This window comes from Paenibacillus sp. SAFN-117 (genome assembly GCF_051966115.1).
Lineage (GTDB): Bacteria > Bacillota > Bacilli > Paenibacillales > NBRC-103111 > Paenibacillus_L > Paenibacillus_L residui.
In genome coordinates, this window is record NZ_JBQCLK010000014.1 from 86,820 (window position 1) to 104,344 (window position 17,525).

Sequence of the window (17,525 nt, forward strand, 5' to 3'; positions counted from 1 at the left end):
AAACAAAGTAACCCCGGGGAAAACTCTCCCGAGGTTACTTTGACCGATGCTTTCGGATTATAATTTCATTATAAACGATTATTGTCTCTACCGCTACTATTGTCTATTTCTAATGGTTCAAATAAATAGTTAGTATTTTACTTGGGCCGAGGTGCTAGTTGCGGTTTCTAAAATTCTGTTCCTCTCTTTGATAGTGGCTGTTGTCACCACTCTGTAGGTGTTGCCCGAGGTAACGTAATATTCTTTTTCAAAACTAATGACAATGTTTGTTCTGTAACGGGCATCCAATCCGCAAAAAGCGACTTCATAAGAATCAGAAAAGATAGTAACATAATAATTTTGATCTCTTCTGTTACATATTCTGATTTCAATCGTCATCATATAGTAGACAACATGATATTGCTTCAGTATCTTTTTCTGATAGCTATGAAATTTAATGGGAGGGAAGGGTTATGTAACTCAACTTTCGCAGCATGAAATGGGCAAACAGGCCTTGATGTAGCTGGGTAAAGTTGCAATCCATTGCTGGAGTTGACGTTGAATCAGAGCCGAAAGCTTTTTTCCTGCTTTCGTAGTGATTTCGTTGATCAGATCGAGCAGTTGCTGCAAGGCGATGGCCCAGTCCAATGTGCCAACTTCGTCGCACAACACATAAAACAGACCGCCGAACGAGCGAGCATCCGTACTTTGCCGATGCTGCCAGGCCAGCAAAATATAGCGGGAGAATACAATCGTCGTATGGCTGATCAGTAAATCATAGGAGCGGCCTTGAAACTCCTTCTGCAAACGAAGCAGCGACTTGGTGCACTTGAAGAAGACCTCGATGCCCCAGCGGATCCCGTAAATACGGATCACGTCCTCCACGGAGAGGGAAAGATCCGTCGTCAGCACCGCGAGCCATTCGTTCTTCTTCGTGCGATGACGGACGAATACCACGTGAACCGGTATGCCGGAGGCAAGCTCGGTTCGAATCGAACGAAGGATGCCTCGTTTCTTGCTTTGCACCGGAGACGCTGCGGTGTATAGTTCTTTGAGCGACAGCTTCCGGCCTTGAACAAGGAAACGCTTATTGTCGTTCTTGACCATGCCGATCACGTCGAGCCCGCGGGAGGCGATCTCGCCAATGAGGGGCGCGTGCGTGAACCAACTGTCCATCAAGACATAGGAGGCCGTGGCTCCGGCGGCAAGCGCGCGATCCAACATCGATACAATCACCTGCGGAGCCGACAGGAGTGCTTCTTGACGTCGCTTATACCCGTTCGTCCGTTTGTCGATCTTCTCGTTCATGCCGTTAATGGCAGATTTGCCGGAACTGAGCAGCGCGAAGTCCAGCGGCAGGAAGGTATGGCCGTCGGACCATCCCATGGTGAGCATACGAAATCCCTTGTAATAAGCGCCGGTGGCATGATCTTTGAACCTGGCCAGCAACTCAACGGCTTTGCTGCGGTTGCGTTCGAACATGGAATCGTCGACGATGAAGACGGTGTCCGATCTGCCGACGTAAGCACGCTGACCTTCTGCACCGTCGCGACGCTGAGCGACGTCAGAAAACGACGCCAGGCAAAGCCTGCATGGTTGAGGAAACGATAGACGGCATCCTTGCCGGGAAAGGAGTCGCCCTTGCTGCTCTCGAGCAGTCGAAACCAATTCTTCTGGTGAAACAGAAGGACAAAGACGAGTTGGAATAGCCGAGCACAGCTAAAGCCAAATCGCTTACGGAATCCGGCTTGTTGAAGATGTTTCATCACTTTCAGTTCTTGAAAAGCAGGCTTTAATTCGTTTGGCAGTTGATTCAGATCGGGCTGATGGTCTATCATGATGGTTCTGTCTGGTAGTGATGGCTTGACACTCTCACTTTACCAAACGAAGTGGTGTTTTTCTATTTTGGCAAGCTGGCTATTCAACAGACCGTAAGACCGTTCTACAACTGGTTTTACATTGATTTTCTAGGTGCAAAAGTTGAGTTATGTAACATAAAAGAAAATCAAGGAACTCCGTTGCCTACTGTAATCGCTTACTCTTTTGTTAAAACAAAAAATGTTAGGAGCTATTCCTGTAATGAATTATATTGAACTTTGAAAAAGAAGAGTACCTCCAGTATTATGGGGTTCGGTCGAGTAAGCACAAGGGATTCGGGATTTGTATGTCGAAATCATATGCAAAGGAATCTTCGGAAAACAGCCCAAAATCCTTGCAGAAGGAGCGATGAAAATGTTCAAGACGACAGCACACCTCGACAATCAATTGATCCTGCCTGGCGATTTCTTTCTTCCCTTCGGCGGAAAACTGGATGAAGGGAATCGCTGGGTTCAGTTGGCTCAGTTGGTGTCGTGGGCGGCGGCTGAACAGAAATACGGTCGTTTCTTCAAAGACACCTTCCGCGGTCAGCAAACGATCAGCCTGCGGATGGGCTCGGCGCGCTGATCATTCAGGAGCGCATGCAGTTGACCGATAGAGAAACCCTGGCGTCGATCAGCGAGAATCCCTATATGCAATACTTCATCGGTTTGCCCGGATTTGTCATGAAGCCGCCGTTCCACCATTCCATGATGACGCATTTCCGCAAACGTCTGACGGACGTGCTGGCCGAGCTGAACGAGATCATCGCCACCGAGGGCGCGAAGGAAATGAGAGACGATGACAACGATCCAAGCAACGTGATCGGCGGCGCCACCGGAAGCGTCCGAACTTGAGACCGATGAGGCCATCGATTCCACCGCGGCGTCGGAAACGCCAGAACAACCGAATCAAGGGACACTGTTGGTGGACGCCACCTGCGCCCCGGCGGATGTGGCGTATCCGACCGATCTGAATTTGCTGAATGAAGCGCGGGATAAAAATCGTTCAGCAAACCCGAATCAGGGCCCCAAATCGCGAATGCTGTAGAACAGTTATTCGAGTACGAGAAAAGAGGCACGGTGTGGCGAGCGGAAGGCATTGCGCCGGTCGACTTTAATATGAGTCCAAAATCGCCCTAATCTGTACAACTTGCTGCCTCGCTTTTATGACACAACGAAAGACAAAATCATCGTTTAAAAAAGCGAGCTCCCTTTCTCTACATGGGGCTCGCTTTTCGAGATTCGCAGCTGAGCAAAGTTCAACGATCGTTATCCGTGAGGAACTTAATGCTGCTACTGTCGCCTGAATATTTGCATCTCCTCGCCCCATGCTTTATTATATTTTCATCGACAAATTTGCAGGTCTAAACAAGGAGGTTCATTCGTCCATGTGCCCCCGTACCAAAGAACAAAATGAGCTGATCCGCATGCAGCGCAGAGAACAGATCCTGGACGCCGCCGCGCACGCCTACTTCCGCACGGGAGGCAGCTTTGATATTCGCGACGTCGCCCGCGAGGCCAAACTCGGTTACGGCACGGTATACCATTATTACCCCAACCGACATTTATTAATCGAAGATGTGCTGGATAGCGGCTTCGAGCGATGCGAGCAAGCCCTGGCAGAATGGGCGAATATCAGAGGCGGAAGCCCGAATGATAGTCAACTGTTGACGTATTGCAAGGCGTTGCTCCGGCTGTGGCAGTCGGATGCCCGCGCATATCTCGTCTACAAAATGGCGGCGGAACATTATGCAGGCTTGCCTGAGAAGGATCGGCACCCCGTCAAGAGACGATTCATGGAACGCTTGTACGTCCCGCTTCAATCGATCGCCCGGCGCGAAGACGACAGCGTCGACCATATGCTTGTCGTGCTGGTCGGCTGCAGCGGGCTACGCTACTATACGGGCGCTTCCGAGTTGGACGTCGATCGAATCGCCCAGCTCGCAATGCAAGCTATTACGAAGGAGTCCTGATACGAACATGATTATCCTAAAAAGCAAGCATGAAATTGAGGCCATCCGCAAGGCATGCCAAGTGGTGGCCGAATGCCATCGCACGATCGCCCCGCTCATCAAACCGGGCATCACGACGAACGAGATTGATCGCATATTCGAGGACATTATTTTGAAGCATGGCGCCAAGCCATACGAGAAGGGCTACAAGGGCTATCCATATGCGACGTGCGCCTCCGTCAACGACGTGATCGCGCATGGATTTCCTAGCGATAAGCCACTTGAGGAAGGCGATATCGTGACGATCGACACGGTTGCGGAGCTCGACGGCTGGCTCGGCGATTCGGCCTGGAGCTATGCGGTCGGGAAGATCTCGCCTACGGCCGAGAAGCTGATGCGCGTCACGAAGGAATGCCTTGACCTCGGCATCGCGCAGGCGCAGCCCGGCAATCGGCTCGGTGACGTGACAAGCGCGATCCAGCGGCATGCGGAGTCGCACGGCTTCGGCGTCGTGCGCGACCTTCTCGCCCATGGCATCGGTCGTGACCTGCACGAGGAGCCGACTTATGTGCATATCGGCAATCCCGGCAAAGGCCCCCGCATCAAGGAAGGCATGGTGTTCACGATCGAGCCCATGATCACCGAAGGCACCTATTACATGACAATCGATCCGGACGGCTGGACCGCGCGGACGCTGGACCGTAAGCTTGCCGCCCAATACGAGCATACGATCGCCATCACGGCTGAAGGTCCACAAATCCTGACGGCGCAATAGAATGATTAGTAGTCGACCAACGGGATGGTCGGCTGCGGAGGCTGCCACAGCTTTGCCTGCCAATGGATGGGTCGAGGAGGAGGTCGAGTTCCATACGCTCGACTCCGCTTGCTCCATTGTGCTCGGTTATGGAAGACAAGCGAAAGCGCTCATGCCCGCCGAGATGAGGGACGCGGTCCGGGCGGAAGCGCAAACCATGTGCCCGTTATACGATGAATCGTGCACGTGATTGGAACCCCAGCTGATCTCCCGTCAAGATCCGGCTTCTCCGATCATCTGCAGTTCAATTTGCTTCATTTCATAACCTTTTTAAAGGTTTCCCTTTTTTCTTCAACAGACGAATGAAGGTGCTCCCACTTGTTATCCAAACGTTTTACCTCTTGGTCGATCTCATCCATCTGAAGGGAGGAGTCACGAAAGGCCTTTTTCGTTTGTTCAATTCGCGGTTTTTGCCGATTCAACCGCTCAAGCCACTCTTTGTAGTAAAAACGGGAAAATTCAATAAGATGATGCTCCTCAAGAGGCGCCCCCTCCCATGTACGACCAATAAAACGAATCATCTCCTGCGGCAGATAACTCGTGTGCAAGCGCGGTTCGACAGGAAGATCCAACGCTTCGGGCAGCCGGCTAATCGAGTGTGTAATGTAGACTAAAAGTACCCCGAAAGAGCAAAGTGAAATCCCCGGAAAAAACAAGCAGAAATCCCCCAATAAATCGTGGGGGAATAGACCGCAACAGAAGACTCCTGTATCCTATTCATAGAGAGAAGCGAAAGGTTATGGGGACGGGGAGATGCTCAAGATGGGACAGATCGAGACGATCAAAGATTTATCCGGGTTTTATTTTTATATTCGACTAATTAAAACTGCTTACCAGTATTCGTTCACACACTGCTCAAGAAAAAATGAGCTCTGCGAAATTATCCAAGCGTAAGAAATCGCCGCCCAGCTCTCGTCAACGAAAGCGAGCGGCGACAACTCGGCTGACACGAGGTCTGTCAAAGAACTGCTGGTCATCCAGGAGCTTTATCGTCATCATCGCGCTGCTGCACGCTAGACCCGTCGTGCACGGCTAAAAAGCGAAATGTTCAGCATGCCCTGCTTAAACGATACGCGCCAATCCTCACCTGTCTCATACCTGTGCCCATGGTGTCTGGGCACTCGACCTCGCCATCGATTGTGGTGAATCAGAAATACGTGGGGTGCTGCACCGTTATCGTCAGGAACAACTGTTTATGCGGTCAGGGGTGAAACTGTCGCGTCAGTCGATAGCGAACTGGCTGATCGCAGACACGAGCAGCGGGTAGTGGCTCTCACCACTGTACGGCTAAATGGACGCCGAATGACTGAAACGGGATATCATGCAGTAGTTATCTTGCCAGATTACCACTACATTGATCTGTTCATTCACTCGTCCTCGGCCAGCCGCCAGTTGTCCATGTTTTCTCCAAGTATCCGACAACCGCCCACGCCATCAGACTGCTCACAATCGTGAACGGTGTTTCCGGGTACAGACTGATCAAAGTAAAACTGACCGTATTGTTCAAGGCATGCAACACCATCACAAGCAGGATGGAGCCTGATCGTTCAAAGATAAAATTGGTGATATAGTTCATGGCGACGATGGACGCTGTAAATCCAATCAGAGAAGGCACAAGAACAGCCAGCCCCGCGTCCACATACAAAATAAAGAGCAACGGATAGTGCCATAATGCCCAGATGAAGCCCCCCTTCCATGCAGCGTGCCAGAAATCTTGTTCCCTTGTCTTCAAATAAGGATACAGATATCCGCGCCAACCAAACTCCTCGGTTCCGCTTGTCAGCACATTTGAAATGAAATATCCGATTACGGATAACGCAACCGCTTGCCATGTTGCATCCGCCAAACTGCTGAGCAGGATGCTGAGTACGAACATCGGAATTGCGATCACGATCGGAATAGATAATGCGAAACGGATATCAGCTCGACCCGGACGTCTGAACAGTATAACTCCCTCTCGGGTACGGACCGCAAGGAATCCGAGCAAAGGACCGAACACGCCTAGTGCGAATAACAGTTGAACAATGGAAAAATTTCCGGCAAGATGAAAAATCGTCATATCCGTTCGTAAAAAATGGTCTGTCGATCTGCTCCACCGATAAGCTGAAATCCAACACCCCCATGTCCAACCGAAAGAAATGATCAGATACACAATCAATGCTGATTTCCGAATCATGTTTATTTCTCCTTTTCTGTTCATCTACAATGAAAAGCTCTCAGGATCTTTTCCCAAGAGCTTCATTGCAATGGTCGTTACCGATGGCAGGAAAATCTCAACCTTTCGGAAATGATTTGTGTTGATTAAGTTATCATAACATGAGCGGAAACTGCGTCCAAGACGGAGGCTCCATGGCTAATTGTAATTCTTTTGGTATCATGGCTTTTCAATCAGGGTATTTGAGGTATGCCTTTTATCTGCTGGCGCTATCCCACAAAGCAAAGAACTTCAGGGGATGTTTCCTTATTGTGATCAGGAAAATTGTCCAGTAACGTTCGTTCTTCGATTTTAGCCTGGGTTAGTTACAGGTATCCAACCCGTTAGCAGCGCTCCGCCTTCCGAATGGTTGCCTGCGGAGAGCTCACCTCCGTGAAGCCTTACAATTCGTTGTGAAATGGTCAGCCCTAATCCGCTACCTCCAGTTGAACGATTTCTAGATGCTTCACCACGATATAGAGGTTCAAAAACTCGATGTAGTTCTTCCGAGGAGAAGCCCGGGCCGGTATCACGGATCATAAACTTTATTTTGTTACCTTCTTTATAACATTGAACAACAATTTCACCATACGAGGGTGTGTGTCTGACGGCATTATCCAACAAATTGTTCATCGCTCGTTCCAATAAATGCACATCACCGTTAATGAAGCAGTCGTCTTCAATATGGGTCGAAATCGAGAGGTTCTTTTGGCGAGCTAGCGGACTTAAACTGTCAATCGATTTCAGGATGATGAATTTAATATCAATCTTCTGATGATGAAGATCCATCTGCACATGCTCCATCTTTGTAAATGTGAACAGGTCCTCTACCAACCGGTCCAATTGCGCCGATTTTTCCTTACAAACGGCCAAATATTTGGTTATTTTATCCGGGGATTGGGCAATGCCTTGTTCCAGACCATCCAAGTAACCTCGTAAAGCGAACAATGGGGTACGCAAATCATGAGCGACAGCTGTAATGACGAATCGGCGCTCTTCTTCCAATTCCGCTTGTTTTTGAAAAGCTTTTTGCATTCCATTCACCATCATTTCGAATGCATCGCGTACCTCAGAGATTTCGGTGATATAGGATCCAGGCAACTCTACGTCCCAATCTCCTGCAGCGACTTTTCTGGCTGCAAAGCTCATCTTTTCGAGAGGCTTAAGAAGAAACCTTCGCATTTCAACACCGACAATAAAAAAAGCTAACAATAGCCCGGTAAATATCGAAATGAACTTAGCCGCATTTGACTTCGGAAGATAAATAATGACCTTTCCGAGCAAATGCCCGTCCTCTATAATGGAGAACCGTTCGGTAGAAGGCAATATGCCATGGCTCTGTGGATTAGAACGGTAAATTTCTTGATCTGATGCAGATAGAATAGCCGCTTCCATTTTCGCTTGTTGCAACTCATGATGCAATTGGTTTTGCCAATTCGGATCCCTCCATTTGTTCGAATTGGTTTCGATCAGCTGTACGATCTTCTCGATCCATTGTCCTTGCAGAATCTCGGCTTGAGCTCCGTTTTTTGCGAAGCTGAGCGTTTTTGTCTCTATGAAGTGTGTTGTCACATAAAAGATCCACGGCACTAACATTAAGAAGAAGAAAAGCAGTATAGTAAACGAACGAATACGAAGTGTTCTCATCTTAACCTCCCTCGAAGCGATACCCTATTCCCCATACGTTGACTAGGTATTGAGGATGGTTCGGATCGGATTCAATTTTCTCGCGAAGTCGACCGATGTGCACCCGAATCGTATGCCTGTCACCTACCCCATTCCAAAATTTCGAAAGTATCTGTTCATATGAAAAAACATGCCTGGGGTGTTCGGCAAATAATCGCAATAATTCATATTCCCTCGGGGTGAGCACTACACTCTTCCCATCCACGAATACTTCTCTTGTGGATAGATTTAGCTTGATGCGGCCAAAATCCAAGATTCTCTCACTCATTTGCAGTTGGGAAACAGAACGTCGTAGTACAGCTTTTATCCTGGCTACAATTTCACCGGGTGAAGCGGTTTTGACAATATAATCATCGCCGCCGAGCGTCAGGCCGCGAATCTTGTCCACATCGTCGCTGCGTGCGCTCAAGAAAAGGATCGGAACGTTACTCTTCTCCCGAATCCGGCGACATAACTCAAACCCGTTTTGACCCGGCATCATGATGTCAAGAACAATACAATGAATGGAATTCTGCTCAAACAATGTCCAAGCTTGAACAGAATCGCAAGCGGTTATAACGCGATAATTTTCATACTCTAAAAAGTCGCTCAATAGTTCAACAATGCTTTGATCATCGTCTACAACCAGTATGGTACTGATTTCACTCATGAATATCCCACCTTTGAAAACTAGTTTATCATTTAACCCCATGCAACAAACAGAACCACCTAATTTGTGATGATTTGTTTATTGTTTTGTGACCTTTATACAACTTCATTTGAGATACTCGTTTGTTACGATACTTCTTGCCGAGTCGGACAGCAAATATCGCGAGTTAGGGCCCGTTCTACGCAAAAACGGATGAAGGAGGTTGACAAACTTGGAATACGGAAGTTTCTCATTTTTTCCATTCGGTGCTCTATTTTGTCTTACGCTTTTTTCTTTTGTCGCAATTCGAATTTATCTGATTCGTCATCGCTACAGAGATTCCAATCCAAAAGACCGTGACATCGCATTGATTCTAAAAGGTCGGATGGCGAGTGGTGAAATCGACGAGAAGGAATATCACAGGCTGAAGGATCTTCTGACAAAATAACTTTTCCCTGATACGATCCGCAGGTTCGAGGATCAATCTATTGACTTTGAATATGAGGAGGTTTATGGATGTTAACGGTTCAAGTCGTGCTTTTTGATGGCTTTGACCTTCTGGATGCCATTGCACCTTACGAAGTTTTTTGTGCCGCGGCAATGTATGCTGAACACGCGTTAAGCGTAGAATTCGTTACCGCTGAAGGGCCGAGATCCGTCACCAGCGGCATCAACGGGTTAAAAATTGAAGCGAGTGGCAGACTGAACCCGGAACGAACAGGCATCATTCTTGTACCTGGCGCGTCGGGCGACGTCGAAGGAGATGGGCCGAATTCGCCCCCAGCCATTCTGTCGCGGGCACTGAATACCGAATTGGTTGAAATGATTGAGCAAGCACTCGGGCAAAATGACATCATCGTTGCCACGGTTTGCGGCGGTTCCCTGTTACTGGCCATGGGAGGGCTCTTGGAGGGCAGACCAGCGGTAACGCATCATCTGGGCATGGATGTACTTGGAGCAACCGGAGCCATTCCCGTTCCTGCACGCGTAGTGGATAGCGGCAACCTGGTCACTGGTGGCGGCGTTACTTCGGGACTCGATGTAGCGCTGTATCTGGTGGAACGCGAGCTTGGACCGCGCATCGCGCACGCGGTAGAGCAACTGTTCGAATACGAACGGAGAGGAACGGTCTGGCGGGAAGAAGGAAGGGCGCCTGGCTCTCACAAGGCAGAGACCGACGAAGAAACGAACGCGACGAACAATATGGGGATGATTTATGATACCCCGGATATAAAATTACCCGGAGAATCTGACTTCGACGGGGATTGGGATACAACAATTGCTACGCCTGTTGGAAAACTGGAGGTCAAGCTCTCCATTTCCATAAGGAATGGGTTGGTCCAAGGCCAGGCTACACAAGGGGATGAGACGGTCGAGTTTATAAATCCCTTACTTCAGGACAATAAGCTCACCTGGTCGCTGCGCGTCACGAAACCTATGCGGTTAAATCTAAAATTCGAAGTTACCGTGCGTGGAGATGACATGATTGGATTCGCCAGGGCCGGCATACTGCCTGCATCCAAATTAACAGGCAAGCGTGTTACCTAACCCATAAATGCGATTTGGCAATTAAAATGAGGGGATGGATCGCATGAAGGAGTGGAAAATATCATACGGCTTATTGGCCTGCATCAGTATTCTATTTATCCTTTACGCTTTGGTGGCCAATTTTATTATCGATCCCGAAGCAAAGGCGTTTATAAGCCATAAAATCGGCCTGAAGCGCGAACTTAATCTTCCGGTCTGGATCAACGTTATGCACGTTCATGTTGCGTTTGCCTGCATCGCCATGGCGACAGGGTTGCTCAACTTCTCCAACCGCGTCCTTGAAAAAAGCCGCAAGTTCCACCGTATAAACGGCTACGTTTATTTAGTATCCGTCCTTCTTGTCGTGATTACTTCCGGATATATGGCTCCTTATGCTACCGGAGGAAAAATAAGCAGTATGGGGTTCAACGCTCTTAATCTAATATGGCTGTTTATCACCATTACGGCGCTTGTACAAATCAAAAAGAAACGCATCATTCGGCACCGGAACTGGATGATCCGAAGTTACGCCTTTTGTTTTACGAACATGACAATTCATCTCATCACCTCCCTTTTTTATCAGGGATTTGGTCTCAACTACGCTACCAGCTATACAATAGGGGTTTACGGCTCTATTGTGCTGCTGTTGATCATTCCTAACATCATTATCAGAAATATCAATCGATCCAGAAAGGCAGTGGTAGGATGAAAAAAATTATAGGAGTACTCATGTCGTTTGTACTAGTTCTATGTCTAGTTACCTCTGCAGCAAGTGCGAATTCAAAAAAAAATAATGATCCATTCAAAGACAAAAGGATGCATGTTCAAATCGTCTTGTTCGATGGTTTCGATCTGCTGGACGCATTAGCACCATACGAAGTATTTGCTGCTGCGGGAATGTACTCAAACGGAGCAGTTACTGTGGAATTGGTTTCCGCGGAAGGCAAGCGTTCTGTCCCGAGCGGTCTGAACGGGCCGGCTCTCGAAGCGCAAGCTGCATTAGACCCCAAGCGTCCTGGAATCATTTTGGTGCCCGGGGCTTCGGGCAAGCCAGCAGGAAATTCGGAAGATACCATTCCGAATATTTTAAAGAAGGCCATGATGACGGGCTTGTCGGAGAAATTGAAACAAGCTTTTAACAATGAGGAAGTTATTGTAGCTACAGTATGCGGTGGTACACTGCTGCCTGCGATGGGAGGTTTGTTGAAAGATAGACATGCGGTTACCAATCAAATAGGCATGGAAGCGTTAGGAGCTCTCGGTGCAATTCCGATTGAAGCAAGAGTCGTTGAAGATGGTCCTCGCTTCGTAAGCGGGGGAGGCGTGACTTCGGGTCTTGATGTGGCCTTGTATTTGGTTGATCGTGAGTTAGGTCCTCAAATCGCAAATGCTGTAGAACAGTTATTCGAGTACGAGAAAAGAGGCACGGTGTGGCGAGCGGAAGGCATTGCGCCGATCCATTTTGACGAAAACTAATACCGATCCGATAAGAGCAACAGCGGCAGACTAGGATGATGCAAAACACCCTGGCCTGTCCGCTGTTGTTGGCTCGATCACAGGCCAAAAGAATACAACTGGCCTGGGTTTGGCTAAATTTTCTTGGGACTGACTTGCATCTTATCCAAAACAAAGTTATCATAGATACATGAAGTCTTTAATTCGAATGGAGGAGTGCTATGAAAACTCACAAGCCACTGATTATGCGTTTGAGGTGATGTTCCATTTACTGGCAACAACGCCGGACAAGATTACTAGACCCATCTTATGACAAATTAAAGATATTATATATCCATAGTATATTTAATCGAAAGGAAGATCACGATGGCTATTCAACATGCGAAAGATTCTACTTTTAATGAGATGGTGCAAACGGAAGGTATAACAGTAGTGAATTTTTGGGCCGCTTGGTGCGGTCCATGCAGAATGTTTGCACCTGTATTAGAGGAGTTTGAAAGGGAAGCAAATGATTCCATTAAAGTCGTTAAAGTTAATGTAGACGAAAATCCGGTAACCTCTTCACAATTTCAGATTATGAGCATCCCGACAACCATTATATTCAAAGATGGACAGCCTCTATATAAAGAAATAGGCATATTGTCGAAAGGTGAACTGCAGCAGCTTGTTGGCTCCAAATAAATCAACAAAAAAGGGGAGATTCTTTTGATTTATGATTGTGCTATTATCGGCGGAGGCCCGGCAGGACTCAATGCGGCTCTGGTACTTGGGCGGGCCAGACGCAGTGTTGCGTTATTTGATAACAGCCAGCCCCGAAATGCGGTTACACATGCCTCTCATGGATTTATAACAAGAGACGGTGTGACACCCGCCGAGTTTAGGCGTATTGCATATGAGGAGGTTCTGGGGTATCCCTCCGTTGAACTTTTACCTTGGGAGGTAACCGAGATTCACCGGACTGATCACAGGTTCGTCGCCGTGGCGTCAACCGGAAAACGGATTGAAGCACGCAAATTACTGATCACCACTGGACTTAGGGAGATTTTCCCGGATATTCCAGGTTTGCGTGATTGTTATGGAACAAGTTTGTTCAGTTGTCCCTACTGCGATGGTTGGGAGCTTCGAGATCAGCCGCTAATTGTTGTTTCCGAGAACTCTGGAGTGTTTCATATGGCCAAGCTGCTCTATACCTGGAGTAAAGATCTTGTGGTTTGTACAAATGGGCATGCGGTTCTGGACAACGATCAAAAACAACTGTTGAAATCCAGAAACATCGAAGTGGTTGAACAAGCAGTAACGATGTTTATCGGTCATGAGGGGAAATTGCGGCAGGTGGAATTTGCAGATGGCACGCGAATCGAGAGAACGGGAGGATTCATTACACCGGAATGGAAACCGAAGGCGTCTTTTCAGGGTTCGCTTGGTTATGAGGTAAATGAGTTTGGCGGTATCGCCACAAATGAGTGGGGCAAAAGCTCGGTTCCAGGTGTGTATGCCGCCGGGGATGCAGCTTACGTCATGCCTTCCCAGTTGATTTATGCCGCAGCAGGCGGAAGCAAAGCGGCGATTGGCATCAACATGGAGCTGACCGAAGAGGATTTCGTTTAGCTCTAAGTGGACATGTCCTTCTCTTGGGGAAAAGTTTCTTAGAGAGAAGGACTTTTTTCAAAAGTCATAAGTGTAATGACTGCATCAAACAGAAAGGGATGAAGAGGATGATGACGAACGATTTTTTTAATGATGCCGTTTGGGAAGCAGCTTGGAAGAAGGATCCAGATACAGCGATTAGCAAAATGAAAAAAGTTGGAATTGATCCAGCACATACTTTTGACCATAGGGCAAAGTCATTTAACGAGCAGGCGTTTAGCGAAGAAGGCAGGCGAAGAACAAAACGGATAATGAATTGGCTGGAAAGTCAGGGTGTGACATTTAAAGATACCTCCATATTAGACATTGGAGCGGCCTCAGGCGGATTTACAGTGCCGTTTGCGGAGAGAGGGGCTAGTGTTACTTCTGTGGAGCCTAGTCTTCCATTAGTTGAGCTCTTGAAAAGTAATATAACGGGATTAAAGAACGGGAATGTAGAGATTGTGGCTGAGCCTTTTGAAGACATTGATATTCAAGCAAAGGGGTGGGAAAAAGCCTTTGATTTCGTATTTGTCTCCATGTGCCCGGTTATTGCCGACTGGGAGAGTGTGGAGAAAGTGCTGAGCTGCGCACGACAGTATTGCTATATCAGCCTGTCTGTCGGCTCCAGGGAGCACAGTCTGGTAAAAGAGATTTGGCCTTTGGTCACTGATCAGCCCATGAAAACGGAACATTTGGAAATGGCTTATTTGCTCCATTTACTGTATCTCAAAGGGTATTCCTATCAGTCGCTCGTAACCCGGGAAATGAAATCTACAGAGGTACCTAGAGACACGGCGCTCCAGGAGGTGATGGAATGGCTGAGAATCTTCGGTTTGCCTGCGGACGACCAGAACAGGAAAATCATAGCCAATTATTTGGAACGGACCTATCCGACGGATAAGGTTGTCATCCAGCAGGGTGGGCGTTTTGGCAAGGTGCTTATTCAGTTGAAGGATCAGAGCATGTACACCGGTGTCCAAGAATTTTCCCATAAGTAATTTCTTTAACTATATAATGGACAAAAAATATCTGTAATATCTACAAACTGGAGTGTCTGTAGTAAATTGAGGAACGTTATGAAAAGAAAACCTGTAATCATTGTCGCATCTCTAATCGTCGCGAATTTTTTGGCACAACTCATGCAAACCATGCTGAACACGGCTTTGCCACAAATGATGCTTGACCTTGGAATCCAGGTCAATCGGGCGCAATGGCTGATCACCGTCTATCTTCTGGTTTCTGGAATTGTCATCCCTGTGACGGGATTCCTGATCGGAAAATACTCGACGCGAACCCTGTTTTTCGCATCCGCTGGGGCCTTTACGACAGGGACGCTAATTGCCGGCTTCTCCGTCGACTTCACATTGATCCTAAGCGGACGAATTATTCAGGGGATTGGCGCCGGATTGCTGGTACCGGTGTTCCTGAATACGATTATCCTAGTGTTCCCAAAGGAAAAACTCGGGGCAGCGATGGGACTGGCCAGTCTCATTGTGGGACTCGCCCCTGCACTGGGGCCGACGATTTCCGGCTTCGTGATTCAACATCATTCTTGGAGAATCTTATTCTATGGGGTGGCGCCCATAGCGATCGCGAACCTGTTTGTCGCCTATTATTGCTTGGAAAACGTTTGGGATACGCATAAAGCGAAATTGGACTGGAGATCGATTCTTTATTCAAGTTTGGGCTTCGGCAGTCTGTTGTATGGATTTAGTATCCTTAGCGATCAGGGAAAAGGGATTCGGCTTGCGCTGACCTTCCTTATCGTGGGATTCGCACTGTCGTTTCTGTTTGTGAAGCGCCAATTCAAACTGGCCGTCCCTTTGCTTGATTTCAACGTATTTCGTTACCCGAGATTTACTTATGCATCGATTATAGGCGTAGTCCTGTTCATTGTGATGGCCGGGGTGGAACTGCTGCTCCCGATATATGCACAAAATGTCAGGGGACTACTGCCTAGAGAATCGGGGCTAATGCTGCTCCCAGGTGCATTGCTGATGGGGGTGTCCGGAGTGGTATCGGGTAAAATCTACGACCGTTATGGCGGTCGCTATTTGATTCGGATCGGCTTCTTCGGGATAGCCGCCGTAACGGCTCTATTAACGATAGCGCTATCGATTCACGCTCCGTATGGTCTGTTGGTAGGGTTATATGCGTTGCTTATGACCGGGGTCGGTTTTATGATGACCCCAATTACTGCTTTTGCCATGGCGAGCTTGCCGAATTCGATGATGAATTACGCTTCGCCGATGACCACGGCCATACGTACATTGGGCATGTCAATGGGCGGGGCACTGCTCATCACCCTGGTGACAATTACCGCAGATTATAGCTCATTCTCTTTTCCGATCAATATGCATCAAGGAATTCAAGCCGCGTTTTGGTCACTAGCCCTCGTTGCAGCGAGTGGTTTTCTTCTTACTTTCTTTGTTCCATATGGTAAAGGTTCAGTGGAATCGTAGGTCTTGGAGTGTTGCCAGTTACAACGAATAAAGGAGTAATAAGGGAGGCGATATTTGACATAAGCCAATATAAAAAGTTATTATGGGCACATAAAGTCCATAATTGAGGTGAACATCACGTTATGAAATTTTCTAAAGCGACAAACTATGCTCTTCATACGATGCTCTTTCTTGCCGCATTCCCGCCGAACAAACTTATCGGCGTACAGCAATTGGCGGAGAGACAAGAGGTTTCTCCAACGTATTTATCCAAAATCCTTACCAAGCTGGTCAAGGCAGGAATGATTGAATCGACTTCAGGAGCCAATGGTGGATATCGCTTAAAACGGAATTGGGAAGAAATCTCGTTTCTCGACGTGATTCATGCCATTGAAGGCTCCGCCTCCTTATTCGACTGTGAAATGAATCATGGATCAGAGTGTTTAGTTCAGAAGGTGATGGTATCGGCTGAAGAGAAAATGGAGGACTTTTTAAAAAACCAAAAATTATCTGAGATTGCTAAGAAAATGACGGTAGTTCTTTGAAGAAAAACTGTTTTTATGAGAATGGTTTATTTTATTAAACCGTTTGGGAAAAGCATGAAAGGAAGATATACAAACGGCATTGAACAAGATTGTGCTGCGTTAGATTGATACCATTGTCCTCTCGACCGCATCGATGTCGCGAAGAAGAGCTCTCGATATACCTTAATGGTGAATCGAGAGCTCTTCTTTTGCATATTCGGAAACTTGTCGAATGCAGGAGCCTGGAGGGTCTGGTTTAATTCGTGAAATGATGGGTCAGGAATCGGGATGATGGACTGAAAAATAAAGTATTAGACGGGAAAGCACTCGTCCCTATTCTTCCTCCGCAGGATAAATTGCCGACGTTCGGACAATATCGTTACTGGTTCAAGACTTGGAAGATACCTTAAAAAGGCGGATTAGTTTGCGTTCTCAATTGACAAATATAATAGTATTTGTTACACGTGGATTTTTCTCGGGAAGTCATCACCAGTTCAAGCACCCAACCCAAAAGGGACGAACAACCGTCAAACATCCTGACAAAGACATTCCCGTTCCTACGCTCAAAAGCATTGAACGGCGGTCGGGGTTAAAGTTTGAATAGCCCCGGCTCCCTCCCGACCATTCAAAGGAGGTATCCGACATGAAGAAGCCGGAGCGATATTTCTACCCCTGCCGTTTTCACTTATGACCCCGGCAAGGAAATCGCTGTTGTTTTCCCTGATCTGGATTGCGCGACAAGCGGAACGGACGATCACGATGCGCTTTTGTCCGCGCGGGAACTGCTCGGCATTGTCCTGTACGGGCTGGAAGAAGATGGCGAACCTATTCCCGCTC

General features: G+C 47.7%; 17 protein-coding genes and 4 pseudogenes. 16 read left to right on the top strand and 5 right to left on the bottom strand.

Translation table 11 applies throughout. The features are described 5' to 3' along the window. Positions 1-459: 459 nt before the first annotated feature. Positions 460-1,817: pseudogene (locus ACTHRH_RS11360) on the bottom strand (IS4 family transposase). 394 nt (positions 1,818-2,211) lie between these two features. Here ACTHRH_RS11360 and ACTHRH_RS11365 point away from each other — a divergent pair. The 6 genes and pseudogenes from ACTHRH_RS11365 to ACTHRH_RS11390 form a co-directional block, all read left to right on the top strand. Continuing rightward, positions 2,212-2,642, top strand: a pseudogene (locus tag ACTHRH_RS11365) (transposase); the annotation flags it as partial. A gap of 27 nt (positions 2,643-2,669) precedes the next feature. Continuing rightward, a pseudogene (locus ACTHRH_RS11370) lies at positions 2,670-2,838 on the top strand (IS5/IS1182 family transposase); the annotation flags it as partial. A 17-nt stretch (positions 2,839-2,855) separates the two neighbouring features. Then, positions 2,856-2,978, top strand: a pseudogene (locus ACTHRH_RS11375) (DJ-1/PfpI family protein); the annotation flags it as partial. A gap of 248 nt (positions 2,979-3,226) precedes the next feature. Then, positions 3,227-3,811, top strand: a complete 585-nt coding sequence (locus ACTHRH_RS11380; RefSeq protein ID WP_036623471.1) for a TetR/AcrR family transcriptional regulator — start codon at positions 3,227-3,229, stop codon at positions 3,809-3,811. Between the two features lie 7 nt (positions 3,812-3,818). After that, positions 3,819-4,565: a type I methionyl aminopeptidase gene (map, locus tag ACTHRH_RS11385; RefSeq protein ID WP_036623469.1), complete on the top strand. Its 747-nt coding sequence runs from the start codon at positions 3,819-3,821 to the stop codon at positions 4,563-4,565. Position 4,566: 1 nt separating this feature from the next. Further along, the gene (locus ACTHRH_RS11390) at positions 4,567-4,794 is read left to right on the top strand and encodes a WYL domain-containing protein (protein ID WP_115311195.1); all 228 of its coding nucleotides are present in this window, start codon (positions 4,567-4,569) and stop codon (positions 4,792-4,794) included. Positions 4,795-4,858: 64 nt separating this feature from the next. Here ACTHRH_RS11390 and ACTHRH_RS11395 read toward each other — a convergent pair whose 3' ends face one another. The 4 genes from ACTHRH_RS11395 to ACTHRH_RS11410 all read right to left on the bottom strand — a co-directional run bounded on the left by ACTHRH_RS11395 (position 4,859) and on the right by ACTHRH_RS11410 (position 9,133). Beyond that, complete coding sequence (locus ACTHRH_RS11395; RefSeq protein ID WP_036623467.1) at positions 4,859-5,260, bottom strand: hypothetical protein; 402 nt, start codon at positions 5,258-5,260, stop codon at positions 4,859-4,861. A 707-nt stretch (positions 5,261-5,967) separates the two neighbouring features. Then, positions 5,968-6,780 (bottom strand): CPBP family intramembrane glutamic endopeptidase, encoded by an 813-nt coding sequence (locus ACTHRH_RS11400; RefSeq protein WP_036623465.1) that lies wholly within the window; start codon positions 6,778-6,780, stop codon positions 5,968-5,970. 330 nt (positions 6,781-7,110) lie between these two features. Continuing rightward, complete coding sequence (locus ACTHRH_RS11405; protein WP_036623462.1) at positions 7,111-8,445, bottom strand: sensor histidine kinase; 1,335 nt, start codon at positions 8,443-8,445, stop codon at positions 7,111-7,113. Between the two features lies 1 nt (position 8,446). Then, positions 8,447-9,133: a response regulator transcription factor gene (locus ACTHRH_RS11410; protein WP_036628261.1), complete on the bottom strand. Its 687-nt coding sequence runs from the start codon at positions 9,131-9,133 to the stop codon at positions 8,447-8,449. Positions 9,134-9,344: 211 nt separating this feature from the next. Between ACTHRH_RS11410 and ACTHRH_RS11415 the strand changes: the two genes are divergently transcribed. The 10 genes from ACTHRH_RS11415 (at position 9,345) to ACTHRH_RS11460 (ending at position 17,292) form a co-directional block, all read left to right on the top strand. Continuing rightward, positions 9,345-9,560, top strand: coding sequence for a hypothetical protein (locus tag ACTHRH_RS11415; protein WP_115311194.1), 216 nt, complete (start codon positions 9,345-9,347; stop codon positions 9,558-9,560). A 68-nt stretch (positions 9,561-9,628) separates the two neighbouring features. Then, positions 9,629-10,660, top strand: coding sequence for a DJ-1/PfpI family protein (locus ACTHRH_RS11420; protein ID WP_036623458.1), 1,032 nt, complete (start codon positions 9,629-9,631; stop codon positions 10,658-10,660). Between the two features lie 43 nt (positions 10,661-10,703). Further along, a complete protein-coding gene (locus ACTHRH_RS11425) occupies positions 10,704-11,348 on the top strand; it encodes a DUF2306 domain-containing protein (protein WP_036623456.1) in 645 nt (214 codons plus the stop codon). Further along, on the top strand, positions 11,345-12,115 hold the full coding sequence (locus tag ACTHRH_RS11430) for a DJ-1/PfpI family protein (RefSeq protein WP_051985478.1): 771 nt from the start codon (positions 11,345-11,347) through the stop codon (positions 12,113-12,115). The genes ACTHRH_RS11425 and ACTHRH_RS11430 overlap by 4 nt, the downstream gene beginning before the upstream one ends. Before the next feature lie 345 nt (positions 12,116-12,460). Next, a complete protein-coding gene (gene trxA / locus ACTHRH_RS11435; RefSeq protein ID WP_036623452.1) occupies positions 12,461-12,775 on the top strand; it encodes a thioredoxin in 315 nt (104 codons plus the stop codon). A gap of 24 nt (positions 12,776-12,799) precedes the next feature. Continuing rightward, positions 12,800-13,702, top strand: a complete 903-nt coding sequence (locus ACTHRH_RS11440) for an NAD(P)/FAD-dependent oxidoreductase (RefSeq protein ID WP_036623451.1) — start codon at positions 12,800-12,802, stop codon at positions 13,700-13,702. Positions 13,703-13,812: 110 nt separating this feature from the next. Next, positions 13,813-14,721, top strand: a complete 909-nt coding sequence (locus ACTHRH_RS11445; RefSeq protein ID WP_036628257.1) for a class I SAM-dependent methyltransferase — start codon at positions 13,813-13,815, stop codon at positions 14,719-14,721. A 78-nt stretch (positions 14,722-14,799) separates the two neighbouring features. Continuing rightward, positions 14,800-16,185, top strand: a complete 1,386-nt coding sequence (locus ACTHRH_RS11450; protein ID WP_440415590.1) for a DHA2 family efflux MFS transporter permease subunit — start codon at positions 14,800-14,802, stop codon at positions 16,183-16,185. 122 nt (positions 16,186-16,307) lie between these two features. Continuing rightward, positions 16,308-16,709: an Rrf2 family transcriptional regulator gene (locus ACTHRH_RS11455; protein ID WP_036623450.1), complete on the top strand. Its 402-nt coding sequence runs from the start codon at positions 16,308-16,310 to the stop codon at positions 16,707-16,709. Positions 16,710-17,124: 415 nt separating this feature from the next. Then, positions 17,125-17,292, top strand: a complete 168-nt coding sequence (locus ACTHRH_RS11460) for a type II toxin-antitoxin system HicA family toxin (RefSeq protein ID WP_440415613.1) — start codon at positions 17,125-17,127, stop codon at positions 17,290-17,292. Positions 17,293-17,525 lie beyond the last annotated feature (233 nt).